The 19,315-nt window shown below is 57.4% G+C and carries 17 protein-coding genes; 1 reads left to right on the forward strand and 16 read right to left on the reverse strand.

The annotated features are described in order from the left end of the window. Positions 1 to 37: 37 nt before the first annotated feature. The 16 genes from ACTQ33_RS10710 to ACTQ33_RS10785 all read right to left on the reverse strand — a co-directional run bounded on the left by ACTQ33_RS10710 (position 38) and on the right by ACTQ33_RS10785 (position 18,324). A complete protein-coding gene (locus tag ACTQ33_RS10710) occupies positions 38 to 361 on the reverse strand; it encodes a hypothetical protein (protein WP_441464592.1) in 324 nt (107 codons plus the stop codon). Between the two features lie 44 nt (positions 362 to 405). After that, positions 406 to 843 (reverse strand): putative ABC transporter permease, encoded by a 438-nt coding sequence (locus ACTQ33_RS10715; protein ID WP_441464593.1) that lies wholly within the window; start codon positions 841 to 843, stop codon positions 406 to 408. Next, positions 827 to 1,381 (reverse strand): DUF4376 domain-containing protein, encoded by a 555-nt coding sequence (locus ACTQ33_RS10720; protein WP_441464594.1) that lies wholly within the window; start codon positions 1,379 to 1,381, stop codon positions 827 to 829. The genes ACTQ33_RS10715 and ACTQ33_RS10720 overlap by 17 nt, the downstream gene beginning before the upstream one ends. A gap of 10 nt (positions 1,382 to 1,391) precedes the next feature. Further along, positions 1,392 to 1,784 carry a hypothetical protein gene (locus tag ACTQ33_RS10725; RefSeq protein ID WP_441464595.1) on the reverse strand — a complete coding sequence of 131 codons (393 nt, stop codon included), beginning with the start codon at positions 1,782 to 1,784 and terminating at the stop codon, positions 1,392 to 1,394. A gap of 52 nt (positions 1,785 to 1,836) precedes the next feature. Next, positions 1,837 to 1,962, reverse strand: coding sequence for a hypothetical protein (locus ACTQ33_RS10730; protein WP_441464596.1), 126 nt, complete (start codon positions 1,960 to 1,962; stop codon positions 1,837 to 1,839). Continuing rightward, a complete protein-coding gene (locus ACTQ33_RS10735; RefSeq protein WP_441464597.1) occupies positions 1,959 to 3,893 on the reverse strand; it encodes an ATP-dependent DNA helicase in 1,935 nt (644 codons plus the stop codon). The genes ACTQ33_RS10730 and ACTQ33_RS10735 overlap by 4 nt, the downstream gene beginning before the upstream one ends. Before the next feature lie 425 nt (positions 3,894 to 4,318). Beyond that, complete coding sequence (locus tag ACTQ33_RS10740) at positions 4,319 to 4,813, reverse strand: AsnC family protein (RefSeq protein ID WP_441464598.1); 495 nt, start codon at positions 4,811 to 4,813, stop codon at positions 4,319 to 4,321. Positions 4,814 to 5,057: 244 nt separating this feature from the next. Continuing rightward, on the reverse strand, positions 5,058 to 5,294 hold the full coding sequence (locus tag ACTQ33_RS10745; protein WP_118623837.1) for a hypothetical protein: 237 nt from the start codon (positions 5,292 to 5,294) through the stop codon (positions 5,058 to 5,060). A 51-nt stretch (positions 5,295 to 5,345) separates the two neighbouring features. After that, entirely contained in the window at positions 5,346 to 5,951 is a 606-nt protein-coding gene (locus tag ACTQ33_RS10750; protein ID WP_441363932.1) for an ImmA/IrrE family metallo-endopeptidase, read from the reverse strand. After that, complete coding sequence (locus ACTQ33_RS10755; RefSeq protein WP_441363933.1) at positions 5,948 to 6,346, reverse strand: helix-turn-helix domain-containing protein; 399 nt, start codon at positions 6,344 to 6,346, stop codon at positions 5,948 to 5,950. The genes ACTQ33_RS10750 and ACTQ33_RS10755 overlap by 4 nt, the downstream gene beginning before the upstream one ends. A gap of 123 nt (positions 6,347 to 6,469) precedes the next feature. Next, a complete protein-coding gene (locus ACTQ33_RS10760; RefSeq protein WP_441464599.1) occupies positions 6,470 to 7,429 on the reverse strand; it encodes a helix-turn-helix transcriptional regulator in 960 nt (319 codons plus the stop codon). 95 nt (positions 7,430 to 7,524) lie between these two features. Continuing rightward, entirely contained in the window at positions 7,525 to 10,653 is a 3,129-nt protein-coding gene (locus ACTQ33_RS10765; RefSeq protein WP_441464600.1) for an S-layer homology domain-containing protein, read from the reverse strand. Further along, positions 10,650 to 11,276, reverse strand: a complete 627-nt coding sequence (locus tag ACTQ33_RS10770; RefSeq protein ID WP_441464601.1) for a DUF1565 domain-containing protein — start codon at positions 11,274 to 11,276, stop codon at positions 10,650 to 10,652. The genes ACTQ33_RS10765 and ACTQ33_RS10770 overlap by 4 nt, the downstream gene beginning before the upstream one ends. 251 nt (positions 11,277 to 11,527) lie before the next feature. Further along, positions 11,528 to 15,895, reverse strand: coding sequence for an S-layer homology domain-containing protein (locus ACTQ33_RS10775; protein WP_441464602.1), 4,368 nt, complete (start codon positions 15,893 to 15,895; stop codon positions 11,528 to 11,530). A 65-nt stretch (positions 15,896 to 15,960) separates the two neighbouring features. Then, positions 15,961 to 18,093, reverse strand: a complete 2,133-nt coding sequence (locus ACTQ33_RS10780) for a LuxR C-terminal-related transcriptional regulator (RefSeq protein WP_441464603.1) — start codon at positions 18,091 to 18,093, stop codon at positions 15,961 to 15,963. A 30-nt stretch (positions 18,094 to 18,123) separates the two neighbouring features. Beyond that, positions 18,124 to 18,324 (reverse strand): hypothetical protein, encoded by a 201-nt coding sequence (locus ACTQ33_RS10785; RefSeq protein ID WP_441464604.1) that lies wholly within the window; start codon positions 18,322 to 18,324, stop codon positions 18,124 to 18,126. A 288-nt stretch (positions 18,325 to 18,612) separates the two neighbouring features. Here ACTQ33_RS10785 and ACTQ33_RS10790 point away from each other — a divergent pair, with 288 nt between their 5' ends. After that, a complete protein-coding gene (locus ACTQ33_RS10790; protein ID WP_441464605.1) occupies positions 18,613 to 19,197 on the forward strand; it encodes a helix-turn-helix domain-containing protein in 585 nt (194 codons plus the stop codon). Positions 19,198 to 19,315: the final 118 nt, after the last annotated feature.

The following is a 19,315-nucleotide window of genomic DNA, read 5'->3' on the forward strand; positions in this document are numbered from 1 at the left end:
CCTTTGTGGATGGGGCCGGTGACCCGGCCCCGGTTGGTCAGCTGTTAAACAGGACAATGGCACGGAACTTTTCGCGGTTGCCTTCGGCAAAGGCCGCGCACAGCGCCTTGTAGTTGCGGTCGATGATCTTGCCGACCTCGTCGTACTCCTTGGCCTGACCGGCAGCGTCCAGGGCCTCCCACTTGACCTTGGCGGCGGGGACGTCGATCTCCGACAGGGCCTTGTACTGGTGCTGGGGATTACCCTTGATGCCCTCCACAAAGAGGTTGGGCGCGATCTCCATGTCGCCGGTCAGGTTGTCGCCGTCGGTGCGCTCCTCGTTCGCACACTGCCAGATGGTCCACAGATAGTTTTTCAGCATAGTTTTTTCTCCTTTCATTTTTCGGCGTATTCGCCGTTGCTGATTTATGTATAGTGCGGCTTCTCGCCGCCTTCGACTGCATAGCGCAGCCAGTCGAATACAGGAATGAAAATCAGGCACAGGATGTACCAAAGCAGGGCATACTGGGCGCAGATTTGGCCCCATAGGTTGAGGGGCAGGTGGGAATAATCCCAGACGCCCAGGCCCAGCCAGGTATTGAGGATCAGCCCGGCCACCAACTCCGTGGCGGTAATGGCCACAGTGCAGATAGCAGCCTGGAGCATCAAGGGCATTTCCCAGGGTAGCTCCGCGCCAAACCGCTCCAGGGGGATGGACAGGAGGATGGCCAGCACCAGCATGGTCCAACTGATCCGCTCTGGGTGGCCGGTGATGGACTTGTAGCCCACCTCCATCAAGAAGTACACCGTACCGCCCCAGCTCCAGAGGAGCATGGACAGGACCCGATTACCCCACCGTGTCATAGTCCACCTCGATGGCCGCCAGGGCTTCCAGGCTTTCGGCGTCCCGCATAGCCACCTCCTGGGTCTGCTGGTAGGCCACCAGGGCCGTGACGCGGGCATCGATGGCAAAGGCCAGCTTACCCAGTTCTTCCGTGGTCCACTCCTTGCACACCTGGCCGGTGCTGTTCCATGTCAGCGTGTACGGCGTGGAGGTCTGCTGTGCCAGCGTGGCCGACAGGATCTTGCCGGTGAGCTGCTGCTGTTTCTCTGCGGTAATGGAATACCGCTCGCCGTCGGTCCACTGTATGGGATGGGACTCTAGGTACGCTGCCAGGTCGGTTTTGCTCCGCTGGATACGTTCGGCTTTGATTGCTTCCAGAGGACGGGTATCCGGCACATCCTCCACCGTGACTTCGCCGTTGTACGCCTCGGCTTTCGCCGCCGCAAGGTTTTCCTCCAACATGTCATCGGAGCATAGGATGGATTTGTCCTGCAAGTATGTTACAGGCTCTTGTGCTCCGTCAGTAGTAACAGCAAATTGATAGACAATACGTTTCATAGACAGCCTCCTATTCGTCTGCGGTTTTGGTATACCGGATTAGCACGTTAGCCGTTGCGCTACTGCGATCACGAGCCGCATAGATTGTTACGTTGGTAGGGTCTACCAGGACATCGATGACATCATCCATAGACGATCCTCCACCATAATTCAGAGTGGGAATGTTCTTCTTATCAGAGGTAGAACCGCTCACAGAAACAATGGTTTCTATATCTGCGATTTTATGGGCGACACGACTCGTTGTAGCGTTGGGCAATCTGCCAAAACTGATAATTTTTTCGTAAACTGGCTTATTATTTAATAGGTCGGCTGTTTTGTACTCTCTGCCTGGAACTAATTCCGGGTTAACGTACTTCCAGGCATCAAATTTAGCGCCGTCATAGCCTCGGATAAACCAGAGCATCTGACTGATACCGCCGGGAGCGTAACAACAAAATACCTGCACTAGCCGATAATCATGCTTTAGCACAAGTAGTGCGCCAATAAGACAGTTCTTCCGCACTCAGCAGGCCATTTTCCGCCAGATGCTCCAGCATCCGAACTGCCAGCCGATACTGCAATTCTTTCTTTGCATCGATCATCTTTCCACCTCAAAATAGCTCTCCGGCTTTTTCTCCCGCAGGAACTTTGTCACTTCCCGCAGGCTGCCAGTCCTCCGCATTTCCGGCAATGCCTCCCTCACAGCCTGGGCGTATCTGCGCCCACGGCAGGCCCGTTCATCCAAAATGGCGATGACACAGGTATCGCTTTCCGTGCGGATGGCCCGTCCAAAGCCCTGGCGCAGCTTGATCTGCATCTCCGGTACAGCTACCTCACGGATGAATGCGCGAAGGGAAGAATACTTCTCCAATTCCCGATCCTTCCGGGCATCCGGATAGGCGAAAGGCAGGCGTGGGATCACCAGCAGGGATACGCAGTCACCGGGGAAATCAAAGCCCTCCCATGCCGCGCCGGTGGCCAGCAACACCGATCCCGGCGTGTGCCGGAACTGTTCAATGATGTGGGGCGCGTTGCGGCCCAGCGTCAGCAGTGGGAATGGAAGGGATGCCTCCCGCAGCCGCTCCTTCACAGCCGACATGGCTGCGTAGGACGTAAAGAGCGCCAGCGCGTGACCGGAAGCTGCGTTAATGAGTCCGACGAGCTCGGCAGTCAACTCATCAAAGTACACATCCGTGTTCTCCGCCCTCTGGCGGGGCGGGATTTGCGGAAGGTAGAGCAGGCAGTTGTTCCGGTAGTCAAAGGGGGATGGAGAAACGGATTCCATGACACGGTGTCCCTTCTCCAATCCCGCCTGTGTTTTGAAACGGCGAAAATCGCTGCCCACCGCCATGGTGCCGGAGGTCAGAACAAACGCCTGATCCGGCTGCCACAGGATCTTTTTCATCCGCTGCGTGATATCACCGGCCGCGGCGCACAGCATGGCGCCGCCTGTGCTGACATCTTCGGCAGTGTAAAAAATCATATCTGTCTGGGGACTGGTGAACAGCTTGACCGCGTCCAGTACCGTATTCAGCTGGCAGCTTCCCAGCGGGGAGAGCACGCTGCCGATCTGCCGCTGGATGATGGGCAATGTGCGGGATGGTGCGGTCAGCAATCGCAAACAGGCTTCCACCGGCTCCGCTTCCTCTCTGGACTGTGCCAGCTTGCACAGCAAAGGGCCGGTGCTGTCCTCCAGCATTTCTGCCGCCAGTAAGTACCGTTCCTCTTTTAGCTGAAGGATAAGGTTTCGTATCTCTTCGGCCGCCAACGTCACACCCAGCATCTGCTGTGCGGTCTCCGGGAGCTTATGGGCTTCATCCACGATGATGATGCCGTGCTCCGGGAAGATGGGGCGTTTTCCCTCGCTGTGGTGGATGGCGTCTGCCACCAGCAGATTATGATTGCAGATTTGAAACAGGAATTGACCTTTGTCACAGGTCTTGAGAAACCGCTGATAGCGGCAGTCCCTCTGCTTGCAGTCGCAGACCTGCGGTACGCAGACACGCTCCCGGTCATAGCCGCTGAGATGGGAAACGCCGTCCATGTCCAGCGTTTCCTTAAGAGTTCGGAGCGCTGCCAGCGCTTCCGGATTTTTCTTTGCAGGATATACCTGACGCAGCCGCCTGTCCAATCGCTCATCGCAGACATAATGGCTTTTGCCTTTGCGGATGACCGCTTTCAGTGGCTTGGTAAGAATCCCGTCCGCCATTAGGACACAGGACAGCAGCGGCAGATACTCCGTCAGCACCGCATTTTGCAGCGCGATACTGGAAGTGGAAATGATAATGGGGCGGACGATCTGCCCTGTTGGAAAAGCCGACGCTGCCGTGGCAGCCGCCAGATAGGCGTAGGTCTTGCCGATGCCCGTCCCGGCATCGCACAGGGCGATCCTCCCGCCCTGCATGGCGTCCAGCATCCGGTGACTCAATTGGATCTGCTCCGGGCGCTGTGTCATACCGTGGGCGGGAAGAAGATCCTGAAAAATATGGTCGATCAGTTTATGGGCTTTCAGCCTGTTATCGTTGGTATTCATCCGATAATTTCCTCTTTTCTGTCATGCTTTGTTTTCGTTTCCACCGTATTTGCAGCGCGCGCCCCGGTGAGAAAAGGGAACAATACGGACAAGGTCCGGCAAGACCTTCACGGGCGTATTTCCGGGATCTCTACTGCTTTCAATCCCGGAGCAGCCCAGCCTCTTCATGCTGGCCAGTGCATTGTGTCTCATTATCTGCCCGAACAGCGTCTCTGCGGGCGGCGCTGCCAACGCCGCCCCCGCGCAGGTAAAATCGCTCGCCACGAGAAGCTGCAAGGCTTCCCGTGGGTCGTGGCGCACACTGCGCGGATCGCTCTTCTGTCCGGGTGGTTATCCGTATTGCTGGTATGCAATTTTCAAGGAACAGCGAGGGGCGATTCGGAGCCCCTCACTGTCCTCCCGAAAATTGCGTTCGGTGAATACCTTTATTTCGAGGAATTTTCAAAAAACTTTTTGAGATCCCGCAGGATACGGTCTCTCCGCTTGATGACCGCCCGCTGGCTGACGCCCATTCTTTGGGCGTATTCCCGTGTAGACGCGCCGTCGAAGAACAGAGCGTTGATGAGTTCCCGGTCGGTATCCTTTAGTGACAGCAGCGCCAGCAAAAGGATCTGCTTCTGTTCTGCCAAATCCCGGAATTCCTCACGCTCCAGTGCCTCCGTTTCAGCACTGGGGGCCGTTTCCGCTCCGACATAGTCCGGCAAAAGCGCATCTTCCGCCATCTGCTCCAGAGAGAGCAGTTTTCCGGAGGACTGTTCCTCCATGATATAGCGTTCCCTGCGGTCTGCCTGAGAGTAGGCCAGATACACATCTTCCGGCACCACTACATCCATGCCGTCTACAGTGATGATATTGGTGATGACTTCGCCAGCCTCGTTTCGAACGCGCCGGTAGTTGCGTTCTTCCTGCCATTTTTTCATGATTCATGACTCCAATCTCAGATTTTTTTTGAAATGTCTGAGATGGGGTCACGGATATTTAGCGATATAGGGTTGCCAGCGTCTGCGCATTGTGTGCCTTTCCGCTTTTCAGCCAAAGAAAGGCGCAAAAAAGAGCCTTACACATAGCTGAAAAGCTACTTGTAAGGCTCCTAACTCAATGTTCCCATATTCGACGATGGGTGGCTGGTGCGCTTGACGAAGTCATATCAATTGGATTTTTAATTTATGCCTGAACATATCCCATAAAGGGGATGGGCGTGTGGATCAGGGGGTGAGCATCCGGTGTCAGCACCGTGATGCCGATCTGTTCGCCGCACTTGGGGCATTTGGCGATCAGGTCAGGGTGTTCCGCTCTGTGCAGCGCAAACAGCCTGTACTGAGACTGCTCCGCACCGCTGGGGATATCCGCGATACGGCCCTTGCCGCACAGCGGACAGCGCAGGGAATTGGTTTTTGACATAGCGCCTCGCTTTCTCTGTTCTCTTTTTTGAGAACAGCACATGAAAATTTTTTACAGCAGGTTATGGTTCTCCAACCGAATGCGCATGGCCTGCTTGGATACCTGAAAGATACCTGCCATATCCGTCACCAGCTGTTGATTTGTCCGTCCGGAGCGCAGCTGATAGAAGCAGCGCTTGACCTGCGGCAGCGGCAGCAGAAGGATAGAGCCCAGCAGGTTCGCCTGCACTTCCAATGTGTTGTCGCTCTCATCGCCGGAACGGAGCGCCGCGTTTTCGCCGGTCCCACTGAACTGTTTCTTATGGAGCAGCCAGTGCCCCAGCTCATGGGCGCAGGTAAAGCGCAGCCGCCCGGTAGATGCTTCCTCTTCGCAGAGAGAGCAGTCGATGAGGATGGTGCCGCCCTTGACGGGAAGAAGGTCATAGCGGTGGTTTTCCCGGTCATAGATCGCTGTGAGACCGTCGTCAAAGATGGTCTCGCCCAAAACCCGCCCATTATTCCGCAGATACTGATACTCCAGCACCAGCCCCTGTGCCTCGATGATGTCCTCAATGGGAATGGCTGTGGGAGGGCCGTAATAAAGTCTGAGGTCATAGGCGGTGATCACATCGCGGGCGATCCGCTCCAGCGCCTGTTCGCGGTAATATGCTTTTTTCATGCGTCTATTTCACCGCCCTCTTTGGATTTCTTTGCGCGCTGGGTGATCCGGTCGATAAATTCCTGCCACTCCTGGTCTGTGGCGTCTGCCTCCTTTGCCGTGCGGAGTGCGGCCCGGACGATCTCCCGATCCATGATGTAGTCCGGCAGGTCTGCGGATACCCGGTTATTCTGGGACTTGGCGGCAAGATCCAGCATCTGCTCGGTGTCCACCTTGCTCAGATGCAGTTCCTGCTCCAACCGTTCCAAATATGCGCGCGTCGGCGCCGGTCTGCGGTCGTTCTCAATGTTGCTCAGATAGACCGGCGACAAGTCCAGCTTTGCCGCCAGCGTGCGCAGGGACAATCCGATAGATTGCCGTTTCTCCCGAATGAAGCTGCCGAATGTCTGTTCCAAGTAACTCACCTCCTATCCGTGTTCTCTTCTCTGGAAACACTGTAGCCTCAGTATAGCAAACATTCGTTCGATTTGCAAGACATGAAAAAGATGGTGTTCCCCACAGGGAACACCATCCAGAAATTATTTCAGCCACGCTGCCATATCCCGCATTTCCTCCAACACCGTTAACGGGCTAATGATGCGGATCTTTCCTCCAAAAGTAAAGATCCAGCTGAAAAACGGAGGGCTTGGCGCGACCTCGACTGTGGCACGGAAATGCTGTTCATCTGCAGTTTCCGTCCGCACATTTTCACCGAAGCGGTCGATGACGCTGCGCATGACCTCATTATCGCACAGCAGCTCTACGGTACAGAGGTCGTCCGGGTACATCCCAAACACCTTGCGGACATACTCCGCCGGATCAAAGTCCGGTGTCTGGACTGCCGCCTGTTCCAGCGGTTCGACTGCCGTCATGCGGTCCACCCGAAATTGTGCAATCTTTCCGTGCTTTTCCGACCAGCCTACGGCATAGTAGCAGTCCCGATTCCAGATCATGGCGTAGGGGCTGAACCGATACTTGTATCCATCATGCTTGAGTATCTTTTCCTTTTTAGGCGTGTACTCAAAATACTGGAAGGTGATTTGCTGTTTCTTCTGGACGGCGTTGTGGATGGTATCCACATTGTAGTAGATGCTCTCATTCTCCGGCTTTGGAGTGCCGCCCATGTAAATGCGGCGGTTCAACTGCTCCGCCTGCGCTGTGCTGGTGAGATGGCCCAGCTTCTTGATGAGGGCGGTACTCTTTTTCTCCGTGATAAACCGGGAGGATTCCACCGCGTCCACCAGCAGTTTCAGCTCCGGCAGCTCGAAGAGCCCCTGGCCCACAAAGTATCTATTCTGACTGCTTTTGACGCAGACGATATCCATCCCGACATTCTGCAGCAGTTCGATGTCAGTGTAAACACTCTTGCGTCCGGCCTGAATGCCGTGCTGCTGCCAGAATGCGAGAATGTCTGTGACCGAGACCGGATGCTGTTCATCTGTATGCTGATGTAGGTATTGCCAGAGAAGCAGCAGTGCCTGCTGTGATTCGTTCTTCATGTGGTGGCTCCTTTGCTCTCTTTCCCCAAATTTCAGTCTCGACAGCGGTAAGAGAATAGCGGTCGCATTATACGACCGCTGTTCTCATTGCTATGTCATTTGCTCAGATAGCTGCGGTGCAGGAAGGTCACGATCTGAGCCCGGGAGCACTCATTGGCAGGTCCAAAGAGCCCGCTGCCAATGCCGCCGGTGATATCGTTTTGTGCGGCCCAGGCCACGGCGTCGGCATAGTAGCTGTCAGCGGCAATGTCACTGAACACACTGCTGCCGGATGCCTTGGGAGACCCGGCTGCGCGATAGAGGAAGGTCACGCTCTGACTGCGGGTGCAGGTGGCGTCGGGGCTGAACATGCCATTGCCGGTTCCCCCCGTGATGCCGTTCTCCAATGCCCAGGCCACCGCCTTGGCGTAGTAGGCGTCGGCGGGAACATCGGAAAGGTTGCTCAAGCCCTTGGGCTCAGGGGACCCGGCGGCCCGCCACAGGAAGGTGACGATCTGGCTGCGGGTGCAGGAAGCGTCCGGAGAGAAGGTGGTGTCGGAGGTGCCGCCGGTGATGCCCCGGGCGGAGGCGAAGGCAACTGCGTCGCCGGCCCAGTGGCTTGCGGGTACATCGGAGAATTTCTTGGCGTTGTCCATGACCTTCACAGTGGCGGAGCCATCCAGGGTCAGCGCCACGCCGGTTTTGGTGGGAATGGAGGTCTTGACGATCTCCTCGGTGCCATCGGCCTTCACGATGACAGCCACAGTGCCGGGAGTGACCTTCTCCACGGGGATCTCCACCTTGACGGAGCCGGTGCTCTTGGGCACGGAAACCTCCACGGCGGGAGCGTCCCCGGTGGTCTTGACAGCGGGAACCTCCACGGGCAGGGTCACGGCCCCGCCGGTCTTGCCGGCTTCCTTCGCGGCAGCAGTGGAAACGGTGGACTTCACTTCGGTTACGCTGCCGTTCTTGTCGGTGACCACGGTGCCGGTGGTGCCGTCAGCGGTCTTGTTGGTCTCGGTGACGGTGCCGTCCTTCTTGGTCTCCACAACGGTGGTACTGCCGTCGGTGTTCTTGGTGGTCTCGGTCACGGTGCCCGTCTTCTTGTCGGTCACGGTCGTGGTGGTGGAGCCGTCCGGGTTCTTCTCCGTTTTGGTGGTGGTGTTGGAGGAGGAGCCGCCGGAGGAACCGCCGCCGCCGGAGGAACCGCCGCCGCCGGAGGAACCGCCGCCGCCGATGGAACCGCCACCGCCGGAGGAACCGCCGCCGCCGGAGGAACCGCCGCCGCCGGAGGAACCGCTGTCACCGGAGTTGCCGCCGTTGCCGCTGTCACCGCCGTCACCGGGACGGGAGACTACGGTCAACGTGCCGTTTTTATAGATGATGTTATAATTATCGGTGATATCTTCGAAGGTTTTACTGTCTCTGATTTCTCCAATTTCTTTGGTGAATTTGATGGTTGCCGTTCCGGGCTTCGACATATCCGGCTGGGTTTCATAGCCCAGGCTGGGTTCCTTTCCTATAACGTGGGTGGATAGAGCAAAGCCTTCGGCGGTATAGCTCAGCTTTGGAGCAGGGTCACCCACATAGGCGGTCTTATCTTCGGCACGTACAATGACATCCTTTTTGCCGATAGAGAAATCCATGGACGTACTTCCCGTATAATTTGCGACATCTCTGACAGAGATGGTCACAGTGTAGTCACCGGCATTGGTGGGTGCTGTGTAACTGCTGTACGTTGTGTCCTTTCGGCCGGAGTAATAATGCAAATAGCCTTCTTCATAGTTGTCGTTGTTGCTCACTGTGCCTGTATAGCCTTCCTGGGGGAGCCCGTTGTAGGTCAGATCGGAGGCGGCCTCTACGCCTAGGATGGTCACCTCGGATCGATTGGGATTGACTAATCGGAACTGGAGATCGAAAGTATAGAATTTATAGGGACAGTAATCCTGACCCAGATCGGATACGACAGGAATCTTGATTACGCCTACATGGCTGCTATTCACTGAAGAAAAGGACTTTGCTGTAAAGGTAAGCTGATTGTTCTCCAGCTTTATATCACCATTTAAGTAAGTAGAACCCGCGAAAATTTTAGGGGTGTCATATTTCAAATTTTCGTGGAGCTCGGCAGGGTCGGGCAAATCTATGGTCATAGTCACACCCGTATTGGGTACCTCCACTTTTTTCAAAAGGTAGTTAGAATTGGTTACAGGGCAGGGGGCTATCTCAAAATAACCTATAGCCTCGCCGACATAGTTCCCTTTACCTGTCGCAATAACGGTGGCTTCACCCGGCAAATCATTACCCTGATAGCCGATGGTATAATTTTCGGGATCTACCAGTGTCTGTCCGGAAGCATCTTTTAACCAGACTTCGATTTCAGGCTTTACCTCTCCGTTGGGAATGCAGACCAGGGGCTGCGGATTCAGAATCTTGACTTCCGCCTTGTCGAGACTGATTTTTCCGTCATTGGGCTGTGAGGAAGCTTTCCAGACAGCCTTGTTGCTTTCGCCTTCTGCAAGCACAAAGCTCATGTTCGGCTGGCTGTCGCTGGGAGCCAGAAGGAATGTGGCCAAAGAAGAACCGTCGGCGATGATGTAGGAATTGCCCTCGACGGCATTATTCCAAGATACGTTTGTGTCACCTTTAAATCCGCCGAGCGCTACCATGGTTACGCCGGAGGCCTGACCAAGAATATTCAGCTGCTGGTGGGGGAGACTGGTGCCGGCCTTGAGGGTAAGCTTGGCAGGATTATTTTTTTCGCCTCTTGGTATTGAGGTAAAGGATTTTACAGTGAGATTGTTCGCGGTATTGTCGGGGAACTGGCTCTTGAAATTATGCAGTTCCAAGGTCTGACCGCCGTACACAGTAATGTCCGTGAACAGGAAGCTTTCTTCCGATGTGGTATTGAAAGAGAATTTGCCATTTTCGATCTCCAGACTGGAAATATCCTTGATATCCTTTGCTCCTCGGGAAGAGGAATCATTGGAGTTGTACGTCACTTCTGCATTGGTGGGACCGCCGGTGGAACCGTCAATGTCGATTTGTTTGTTGGCAGTTCCCAACATGAATTGCACCCCGCCTGTTACCTTATATCTGGAAGGATCGGTCACCAGAGTGTCACCGTTTGCCTCGCCGCTGGTGTTTCCGCGAACTTCCCGGGCGCCGCAGGCATAGATGGCACCAATGGTGCTGTCTTGGCTTAAATCAGAGGAGAATACGATGTGGCTCTTTGTGAAGGTGTTCACGCCTTTTTTGTTCCGAGATCGTTGACGGATACATCGGACAGCCCGCCGGCGTGAATCTCGCCTACCTCAACTTTGCCGGACAGCAAGATGTGTCCGAAATCACCTACAGGGGGCAGATCCTGCAGATTGGTATCGGACAGCCCGCCGGCAAACAGATGGGTGCTGAATCCTGTATTATCGGGTTTCGTTACATTTTTCATGGTCAGAGAATGACCATTGGCAATGATCCCGTTGCGGACAGGGTTTGAAAATCCAAGGGCCAGGTTGCTGAATGTGACATAATTGCCCAAGATGATGCCTGCGTGGCTGATCTTCAAGATACCGCTGTCATCCCCTTCGATGGTGACTCCCTTGTCAATGATCAGCGGGATATCGGTCTGAGTCTGTTCGGTCACCACTGTACCGATAATATGAATCGTATCGCCTGTCTGCGCCTGCTCAAGGGCGTATTCAAGGGTTTTGTAGGGGGACGCTTGGGATGTGCCGAAGCCGCTGTTGTCCGTGCCGCTGTCGCTGACATAGAGATCTCTCATTTCTGCTGCTGCTGCCGCTGCCGGAAAGGCGGGCAGCAGGGAAAGACAGAGCGCCAGCGTCAGCAGAATACTGAGTGCTTTTTTCTTCATTTTTGTTTCCTCCTTCATAATTGGCGTGTGGACAAAAATTTTGATGGGATGGAACATCCCATCATGAAGGGGGTACCCCCTTCATGAATCCTTGCTGTATGCTGTATATTGCTTTGTACGTATATTCCACCGGGCCAATCGTCACAGAATCGGCGTTTTTTTCATACAGTTTTTCTGCCCATACAAGCCCTTGCGCGCACCGTTCCGCATACCCAGCATGGTCAGCATCACCTGCTTTCCATATAGCCGATTTACTGATTCAGGCACTTTACAAAGTTCATAAGCATCTGTGCGACCTGCGCGCGGGTGGCGTTGTCTTTGACTCCCAGCAGACCGTTGCCGTAGCCGTTGATAATGCCGTTCTCGTTGGCCCAGCGCATGGCCTCCAGAGCGTAGCCGCTGATTTTATCAGCGTCGGCGCAGCCGTCCAGGCTGTGGCTGCTCTCCGGGCTTCCGGCGTAGCGCCAGAGCATGGTCGCCAACTGCTCACGGGTGATGTTTCCGTTGGGGTTGGAGCCGTCGGACACGCCCTTGGCCTTTGCCCATTCCATGCCCTTTTCGTACCATACGCTGCCGCCGGAGGTGTCCACACCATCGAATCGAGCCAGGACAGTCATCAGCATGGCGCGGGTCGTATTGGAATCGGGGCTGAAGGTGGTTTCGCTTGTGCCGGTGAACATACCGCGCGCCACGGCGAAGTCCACGGCGCCCTCTGCCCAGTGGTTGACGGAATGAATGTCCGCAAACTCCTTGGCGTTGTCCACGACCTTCACGGTGGCGGAGCCGCTCAGGGTCAGCGCCACGCCGTTTTTGGTGGGAATGGAGGTCTTGACGATCTCCTCGGTGCCGTCGGCATTGACGATGACGGCCACGGTGCCGGGGGTAACCTTCTCCACGGGAATTTCCACCTTGACGGAGCCGGTGCTCTTGGGCACGGAAATTTCCACAGCGGGAGCGTCTTCGGTGGTCTTGGCCGCGGGGACTTCCACAGGCAGAGTCACAGCCTCGCCGGTCTTGGCGGCTTCCTTCGCGGCAGCAGTGGAAACGGTGGACTTCACTTCGGTTACGCTGCCGTTCTTGTCGGTGACCACGGTGCCGGTGGTGCCGTCAGCGGTCTTGTTGGTCTCGGTGACGGTGCCGTCCTTCTTGGTCTCCACAACGGTGGTACTGCCGTCGGTGTTCTTGGTGGTCTCGGTCACGGTGCCCGTCTTCTTGTCGGTCACGGTCATGGTGGTGGAGCCGTCCGGGTTCTTCTCCGTTTTGGTGGTGGTGTTGGAGCTGCCGGAGGAGCCTCCACCGGAGTAGGACACCACATAAGGCGTGATGCTGCCGGTCAGATGGTTGTAGTTGTCCGGGTCGGTGGGGGTATAAGTCCAGTTGTAGGCGGTGTTGGCTGTCACAGCGGTGTCGGCGGCAACGTCCCACGCGATGGAGCCGCCGGTCGGCGTGATGGTGCCGATAGCCAGCGCCGCGTCCGCCAGAGTCTTGCCGCCGGTGGTGATGGCGGTGTAAGCGGGCGTTCCGGTGGGGGTGGCCTTGTTGATGGTCACCTTGATGAAATCCTCAACCGTTTCATAAGTGTCCGTGTCCGCGGGGGTGAACACCACGGTCACACTGTCGCTGCTGTCCGCAACCTTCACGGGAGCCGCGTTCTTGAAGCTCCAACTACCGGCCACGCTGGCAGTACCGGTAATGGCGCTGTTCGGAACAGCGGAGCCGGTGTAGGTCACGGTGATGTCGTTGGCGTTGACCGTGGGAACATCCTTATCCGTCAGGGTAATCACCACATTGACGGTGGAATCCGCGTAGTTGGTGGAGGTGATCTTGATGGGCAGGGTCACAGTGCTGCCTGCTGCGCCGCCGGACAGGGTGAAGGTCACTTTACCGGTATCGGGTTCCACGTTCCAGCTGCTGACGTAGGTAATCTCTTCCTCAGTGCCCTTGGCATAGGCCAGGGTGCCGGCGTCATCAGGCATCCCCGCTCGGCCGATGTCTTTGCTCTGCTGGGTGGTCACGGTGTACTTCTGGCTGACAGAAATGTTGTCCAGCGTCGGCGCGGCGGCCTTGCCGATGGTAAAGCTCTGCTGCGCTTCGCTGAAGGTGTAGTTTCCGGTCGTCTTTTCCGTGACCGTGATCTTGCCGCTGCCCGCGTTGATGTTGTCGGCGAGAACGGCGGTATAATCACTGTCGGTCAGAGCGGTGTCGCCGTCCTTCACCGTGAAGGCGGGCGTGATGGCGCTGCCGGTGAAGGTATAGGTTCCGCTCACTGCAATGGTGGGCGTGATGGACTTTTTGGCGATGGTGAAGTCCTTGGTCACGCTGCCGGTGTAGTTGGAATTGTCCTTGGCCGTGACCGTCAGGGTGTAGCTGCCGGCGTTGGTCTGCACATTGTTGGACACGTTGCAGGAGCTGGTGATATCCACTTCACCAAGCTTCACGGTAACCGTCTGGGTCTGGCTGGAGCCGTTGTAGGTCAGCGATTCACCCAGCGTGACCGAAGCGTCCGCAATGGACCTGGGCGCGATGGTGACGCTGACCGAAGCCGGCACGCTGTCGGTGTGGTTGCTGTCACCCACGACCTTGTAATAAACAGTATATGTTTTGGCATCCTTGCCGGTGGGAACACTGTCGCTCCAGTCTGCATTATTCAGACTGTACTGCATGGTGCCGTCCGCTGTAGTACCGGCGGTGACCAGCGCCTGCGCACTGCCGTTATAGACCAGAGTGTTTGCGGTGGGGGCGGTCAGCGTGGGAACATCCTTTTCCCACCGGGCAGTCAGGCGGGTCACGTTGGCGGTGACCTGCTCGCCCGGCTCGTAGAAGTTGCCGCTGCTGTCCTGCCACTTGAAGTAGGTGTCGTCGTTCCCGGTGGGGCGGGTCAGACCGTCTCTGCTGGGGGCGGTGTATGTCCCGCTGGATTTCACCGCCAAATTGACAGTAACAGCAGTAGCATCACGTCCCACATGGCCGCCGTTCAGGTCCAGCGTGACGGTCGTCAGGCTGTCAGGGCCCAGGGTGCCAGGGTTCCGGACTTCAAGGACGGGGCGGAAACCGAGGATCGCGTTCCGGTACGCAGCACTGCGGTAATTCCCGTAGCGGGCCGAGTCGTACCCGCGAACCGCACGGAACGACTCATTAGTAGTAGCGGTGTCCTGTCCCCAGGAATATATATCTGGCCAGTTTTTGATATAGCCACTGTCTTTGTCTAAAATCTGATCCCATTCGTTGCTTTGGGGCGTGCCGCGCTCACTGTCAGCAGAGCCAGTAAAGCTGCTCCCCGCAGAGGGGGCGCGGAGAGTGTAGCTCACGCCGCTGGCGGCATAATCCTTGCCGAAAATCAGACCTGCGCTATTCAGGTCATCCCAGCTAATCGTATGCGTCACAGCATAGTCCGCAATAAACAGGCTGTGGGCGTATTTCTTCTTCTGTGCATATTCCTCGGTGGTTGCCATCGCAGACATGAGCTTGTAGGCTTCTATTGTTCCCGTATAGGTAAAGGGAACATAGTGCAGGGTGCTGTCCGGCAGGCTGCCGTTCTTGTTGCCCGGAATGCCCGCCCCGGACAGGTCGAACCAGTAGGTTCCGCCGGTGGTGAGACCGGAAAACTGTTCGGGCGGCGCCCACAGGGCGGTCAGGCGGGTCACGTTGGCGGGGACCGGCTCGCCCGGCTCGTAGAAGTTGCCGTTGCTGTCCTGCCACTTGAAGTAGGCGCCGGTATTCCCGGTGGGGCGGGTTACGTCCTTGCCGCCGGGGAGGGCAAGATTGAAGTCGGACTTCACCGCCAAATTGACCGTCCCGGTGATGGAGCCGATGGAGCCGCCGTTCAGGTCCAGCGTGACGGTCGTCAGGCTGTCAGGGCCCAGTGTGTCAGGGTTCAGAATTTCAAGGACGGGGCGGAAACCGACGACCGCGAACTGTAACGTAGCATCGCTGCAATCCCAGCCGCGGGCCGGGTCGTACCCACGGTGCGCGCGAAACGAAGAATCATACTGGTCAACCAGGTCAGCAGTATCCTGCCCCCAGGAATACATATTGTTCCAGTTTTTGATATCAACGCTGTTTTTGGCCAAAATCATGTCCCACTCGTTGCTTGCCGGGGCGCCGCCCGAAGCGCCGTCGTCGCTGCTCCCCGCCGAGGGCGCGCGGAGGGTATAGGCCACGCCGCCGCTGGTATAGGCCGTGCCGAAAATCAGACCCTTCTCATTCAGCTCATACCAGCTGACGGTATGGGTCACGGCGTAGTCCGCGATAAACAGGCTGTGGTCATAGGTGTAGCCGTATTGCCCATCGGGGGAAGTCGTGCTTGCCGCCGCCTCTGAAGCGGTCTTTACACCGCTGGAGTTCTCGTTCAGCACATAAGCTTTCACGGTGCCCGCGTAGGTGAAGGGCACCCATCGGAGGGTCTTGTCCGGCACAGCGGCCGCGCCCTCACTGTTCCCTTCGTTCACGGTGCCCGGAATGCCCGCCCCGGACAGGTCGAACCAGTAGGTCTCGCCGAGGGTGAGACCGGAAAACTGTTCCGCCGGGGCTGCCTCCGGGTCCGCCGCCAGCGCCGCTGTGGGCAGCAGGCTCAGGCACAGAGCCAGCGCCATGAGCATACTCAATACTCGTTTTTTCATATTCTTCCTCCTTGAAAAATCGTCTTGCTTTTATATGGAAAACCGGCATCTGCCGGATGCTGTTTTTACAGGTCGTCCTGCACTAAATGCAGCTTTTTCGCGGCGGTTTTGGCCTCCGCCCGGCGCTTCACGTCCAGCTTGTCGAGGATGTGGCTGACGTGGGTCTTCACGGTCGGCAGCTTCACGTCCATAATCTGCGCGATCTCGGCGTTGGACTTGTCCGCGCAGAGCAGATGGAGAATTTGCAGCTCCGTGGGTGTCAGCTCCTCGCCGGGGGCAAGGCGGGGCTCGAGGAAATGGGGGTAAAACGCCGCCTGCGTCCGCACCGCCGCCATCAGCCGCTTGCGCCATGCTTTGTCACCGTCCCAGTCCAGCGCCTCCAGCAGCGGCAGCGCCGCCGTGCCGTATACGCTGACGGTGCGGATGAAGCGGTACTCCGCCGCTGTGTCCAGCGCCGCCGTCAATCGCCCGCGCCACCCCTCGTCCCGCTTGCGGTGCAGGGCAATGGCCGTCAAAATGTTCAGGTGAATCCCGTCGATGATGCGGGCGCAGTTTGGGATGTACGGCTCCAGCGGGGCAAGCGTCAGCAGCGCCGCGTCCGGCCTGCCGTCCGCCAGCTCCGCCATGGCCTGGGTGAGATATTGGTAGCGCCGCATGACGTTCAAATGCGTCGGCTCTCGGGGCGCTTTTTCCCGATACCACGCGTCCGCCGCATCGATATCTCCCGTGTGCAGCGAAAGGCGGCAGAGCATGGCATCCATGTTGGGGAAAAACCGGGTCAGGCCCCGCTCGGCAAAGCGTTCGCGGAGCACCTCGATGGTGCGCCGCGCGTCGGTGGGCTGTCCGTTTGCCAGCTGGCTGCGGGCCAGCAGACCGCTGATGGCGAACTCCATGTCCGGCGCGCCGCGGTTGCGCACCTCGTTGAGCTGCGGGAGAAGGGACAGCATCCGACCGGCGACGTCCTCGCCCTTTTCAAACTTACTCTCGGCGATGGCGCAGTCCACAAGACCCACGCCGTCCCGCCCCAGCACCGCCTCCACGGGGATGCGGAGGGTCTTGTAGAGCAGGTCGTCCTTTTTGCTCCACGGGGAGAAGTCCTTGCCGCCGTTCATGATGCTGGGCAACGCGCTGGTGACGGAGAAGGACGGCAGCGTCACTTCCTTGTTCATCAGCAGCCGGAACACAGCTGGGATGGTTTCCATCAAGCCGTTCACGCCCCGCTGGGGCAGGGAGATGTCCAGCCACGCAAGGCGGCTGCGGGCCTGCTTCCCGGCGGCATCCTGTCTGCCGCAGTGTTCGGCAAATGCTTGCAGCTCGCCGTACCAGCGCTCCGAGCCTTCGTAATCCATGGCCAGCGCGCAGAGCATACTCATGCCCTGCATCAGCGAGGGAGAGGCGAGAATTTCCGCCTCCGGCAGACTTCGGTAGTATTTTTCCATCTCGGCATAGTGGCCCATGCCGGGGTGGAGTTCTGCATTGCGCACCAGCAACTCGGACACCTTGGAGTGGTCGCCGCCGCTGGTGTAGCATTCCAGGGCGCGGGCGTAGTCCTCCTTCAGCTCGTAGTAGAGCCCGCCGCGGCTGAGCAGCGCGCGGCGCTTTTCCTCTGTGTATTCCCGCTCCATCTCCCAGAGAAGGAACTCCCGGAAACCGGACCAGAAGTGATAGTGCTGGCGGTCGTCGCAGCGGAACATGGTGGTATAGCGCAGCAGCCAGTCCAGCAGGTCGCCGGCCCGTGGATCGCCGCTGACCATCCGCGCCATTTCCAGGTCGAAGCTCTCAAACGGCGCAAGCTCCAGCAGAAAACGGCGCACCGGCAGGTCAAAGCGCCGGTAGATGGCGGTCTCGAAGTAGAGAAACACCTCCCGGAACACCCGCGCCACGATCTCCGGCGAAAAATGCTTTCCGCCGGACAGATGCCGCGCCGTGATGGCCACGCCCAGTGGGTATCCGATGGATTCCTTCCGTATCCCGTCGATCTCACTGTCTGCCGCCTCCACGCCGTAAAGCCGGAGCAGCCGCCGCACATCATCCGCATCAAAGAGCAGGTCGTCGGTCTCCAGCACCGTCATCAGCCCCGTGTATTGAAAGGCCATGAGGCTCCCCGGCGGCGGGCCGCGGGAGAGCAGGACGAAGCGGCGCTCAGGGCAGGCGCGGATCAGCTCGCACAGGGCATTCCAGTCCTGCTCCTCCTGCATATCCTGAATGTTGTCGATCAGCAGGATGTCTCACGCATCTTCCAGAGAGGGCAGCGCAAAGCCGGTATCTGCCGCGTTCAGCCGCAGAACGGGCCGCCCATCCAACAGCGTATCGGCCAGCACTGTCTTTCCGAAGCCGCAGGGTGCGCTGAAAAAGAGTGCGCGGCCCTGCCGCAAAAAACGGTCAAACTGCTTCTCAACGGACGGTTTTACGATGATATTTTCCTGCAAGCGTTTCCCTCCCTTGCGCCAGAGTGGAATTGTCCCGTAGGGGAACCCTACGGGACAGGGGGGCGCGCCCCCCTGTCAATACCTCTTTCGACGAAATTGATTATAACTCAAGTTTATTATACAACCCCTGACGAAAATGTAAATCGTTCCAAAGTATGAGAGGAATGATTTTTGCAAATTGTCAATAACAATATTCCTATCGTAACCGTCAAAACCAGGGGCGGCCATAGAGAAAGCAAGGCTGTCGGAGTGCAGTGCAAGTCTTTTTTTGCTTTTTGAGGTAAAATTATGTCCAAAAATGAAGAAAATCTTTTTTCCATTGGGGAAATTGCCAAAGCGCTGGGCGTCACCCGCCGCATTATCCTCCATTACGAGGAGCGGGGACTCATTCAGCCCGACACCCGAAATACCGCCACCGGCAACCGCTATTACGGTATTGACACCTTCACTCTGCTGCGCAGTATCCGCAGCCTGCAAAACCTTGGATTGACGCTGGATGAGATCTGGGACTACTTCAACGACTCCGCCGACCTGCTGCCGCTGATTCAGCGGCTGGAAAAGATGCGCGATGAGCTGAACCTCAACATCGAAAAGCTCTACGAGCGGGCTAAGATCAGCTCTGAACAGGTCAAGGAGATATTTTTGCCGCCGCAGCTGGTGTATCGCCGCATCTATCCGAGCGGTTCCGTGGCCGAGCGCACCGTCCTGCTGCGTAATACGGCGCTGGAGGCCATGCGCTCCTACGGAACGGACATCACCCGGCGGATGTACTTCATCGAATATCCCATTGACCGTTCGGGAGAAGCCGCTTTCTGTGTGGCAGTTCCCGCAGGCAGCCAAGGTGAATTTGTGGTGGAGCTGCCGGAAGTGTAGGCAATCTGCATCTACCACCACGGAGCCTACGAGGAACTCCCTGCCGTAGGGCGGCAGCTTCAGGACCATGCCGCCGCCCACGGTCTAACGCCGCTTGGCACCCTGCGCCACACCTATC

This window comes from Candidatus Avoscillospira sp. LCP25S3_F1, assembly GCF_052117125.1.
Classification (GTDB): domain Bacteria; phylum Bacillota; class Clostridia; order Oscillospirales; family Oscillospiraceae; genus Avoscillospira_A.